The organism is Mycobacterium sp., assembly GCF_036273375.1.
Lineage (GTDB): Bacteria > Actinomycetota > Actinomycetes > Mycobacteriales > Mycobacteriaceae > Mycobacterium.
The window spans coordinates 1-2,275 of record NZ_DASUHS010000115.1; the positions used below are offsets into that span (position 1 = coordinate 1).

2 protein-coding genes and 1 pseudogene are annotated in these 2,275 nt (G+C 69.3%); all 3 read left to right on the forward strand.

The genetic code is table 11. The features are described from left to right. Positions 1–223: pseudogene (murD, locus tag VFW69_RS11485) on the forward strand (UDP-N-acetylmuramoyl-L-alanine--D-glutamate ligase); the annotation flags it as partial. A 26-nt stretch (positions 224–249) separates the two neighbouring features. Continuing rightward, positions 250–1,644 (forward strand): putative lipid II flippase FtsW, encoded by a 1,395-nt coding sequence (gene ftsW, locus VFW69_RS11490; RefSeq protein ID WP_526501265.1) that lies wholly within the window; start codon positions 250–252, stop codon positions 1,642–1,644. Continuing rightward, on the forward strand, positions 1,611–2,275 hold a 665-nt coding region (locus tag VFW69_RS11495), incomplete at its 3' end, for a UDP-N-acetylglucosamine--N-acetylmuramyl-(pentapeptide) pyrophosphoryl-undecaprenol N-acetylglucosamine transferase (RefSeq protein WP_526501267.1). The genes ftsW and VFW69_RS11495, both read left to right, overlap by 34 nt.

A 2,275-nucleotide genomic window follows, 5' to 3' on the forward strand; every position in this document is an offset into this window, starting at 1 on the left:
CGCCGCCGCGCTGGCGCGACACGCACCCAACCTCCCGGTGCGAGTGGTGGATTCGGGAGACGATGGAGCCATGATGGAGGTGGTGGCAGCAGCAGCGGAGCTGGCCAGGCCGGGTGACGTCGTGCTACTCGCCCCGGCGGCGGCGTCGATGGATATGTTCACCGACTACGCACATCGTGGCCGGGTGTTCGCCGCCGCCGTCGCCGCGCTGGACCTCCGGTGAGTGGCTCAACCCGACGCGGTACGTCGATGTCTGGTCGACGGCGGACGGATCGGCCGCGGGGTGCCCGACCGCGGGGTGCTCGAACGGATGGTGCTCGAACGGACGGTGCTCGGTCGCGGTCAGGTCGGTCGGCGCTCGTTCAATGGGCAGCCGCTCGAGACGGGCTCACCGCCTGGCTGGCCCGGCCGCTCACCTCGTTGCACCTGGTACTCGCAGTGTTCGGCCTGTTGATCCTGTTCGGCCTGGTAATGGTGCTTTCAGCGTCGAACGTGGAGTCCTACAACAAGGTCGGCTCATCCTATGCGGTGTTCGTCCAGCAACTGGCGTACTGCGGGTTCGGGCTGGTGTTGTTCTGGTTGGGACTACGGATGCCGGTGCGGATGTTGCGCGGCACTAGCGGGCTGTTCCTCATCGGGTGCGTCGTGTTGCTGGCCATGGTGCTCAGCCCGCTGGGCGCGGAGATCAACGGAGCGCAGAAGTGGCTCCGGTTGGGACCGCTTTCGCTACAACCCTCCGAGCCGACGAAACTCGCGCTGGCCCTGTGGGGGGCGCACGTACTGATCACCAAGCGGGCCCTGTTACACCAGTGGCGGCACCTGCTCGTGCCGTTGGTCCCGATGGCCGTCGCGATCTTTGCGCTGGTGATGTTGCAACCCGACCTGGGTACCACGATCACGCTGGCCGTGGTGCTACTCGCGCTGCTGTGGTTCGGCGGTGCGCCGCTTGAGCTGTTCGGCGCGATCGTGATCGCGGCCGTCGCCGGGGCGGTCGCGATGGCCGGCCTCGCCGGCTACCGATCGATGCGAATCCAATCGTTCCTGCACCCGGGCTCTGACCCGCAGGGTGCGGCCTACCAGGCTCGCCAGGCGATGTTCTCACTGGCTGACGGCGGTTGGTGGGGGGTCGGGCTGGGTCAGGGCAGCGCGAAATGGGACTACCTGCCCAACGCGCACAACGACTTCATCTTCGCGATCATCGGCGAGGAGCTGGGTTTCCTGGGCTGTCTGGTGGTGCTGCTGCTGTTCGGCACACTGGCCTACGTCGGGATTCGGATCGCGGCGCGCAACACCGACCCGTGGATCAAGCTGGTGTCCGCAACCGTGACCACCTGGCTCGTCGGCCAGGCCGCCATCAACATCGGCTACGTTGTCGGCTTGCTGCCGATTACCGGGATCCCGCTGCCGTTGATCTCCTCCGGAGGTACTTCCATCGCCTTGACGATGCTGGCCTTCGGGTTGCTGGCGAACTTCGCGCGGCACGAACCGCAGGCGGTGTCCGCGTTGCGTCACGAGTCCGCCCGGTCGGGGCGCCACGGTGGGCTGTCGCGACTGCTCCAGCTGCGACCACCGGTGCCCTACGTGCCCGCACCGCGGTCCCGGGCCGCGGGTTGGCCCATCGCGTCCAGCTGGGGCAGGCGGTGAAGGCGATATCTGTGGTGATCGCTGGGGGCGGCACCGCAGGACACGTGGAACCAGCGTTGGCGCTGGCTGACGCCGTGCGCCGGGCGGCGCCCGAGGCGCGGATCACCGCGCTGGGCACCCAGCGTGGGCTGGAGACCACCCTGGTGCCCCAGCGTGGCTACCCACTGGAGCTCATTCCCGCGGTGCCGCTGCCACGACGATTGAGCGCGGATCTGCTGGCACTTCCGGTGCGGCTACGCGCTGCGGTGCGCCGGGTCCGGGAAGTGCTCGACGCGGTCGCCGCCGACGTGGTGGTCGGGTTCGGTGGCTATGTCGCGCTGCCGGCATACCTCGCCGCGCGCGGCCGGGTGCCGATCGTGGTGCATGAGGCCAACGCCCGGGCCGGGTTGGCCAACAAGATCGGGGCGCGGTTCGCCGACCGGATCCTCGCCGCCGTACCCGACAGTGGACTGCCCCGAGCCGAAGTGATCGGAATCCCGCTGCGGCGGGCGATCTCGTCGCTGGACCGGCGCGCGTTACGGGCCCAGGCCCGGGAGCATTTCGGCCTGGACCCGGCGGCGCCGACCCTGCTGGTGACCGGTGGTTCGCAGGGCGCCCGCTCGCTGAACACCGCGGTGTCGGGCGCGGCGGC

Bases quoted from the DNA above. Each gene is read 5' to 3' on its own strand.
- ftsW (WP_526501265.1), top strand. From the start codon at position 250: ATGTCTGGTCGACGGCGGACGGATCGGCCGCGGGGTGCCCGACCGCGG.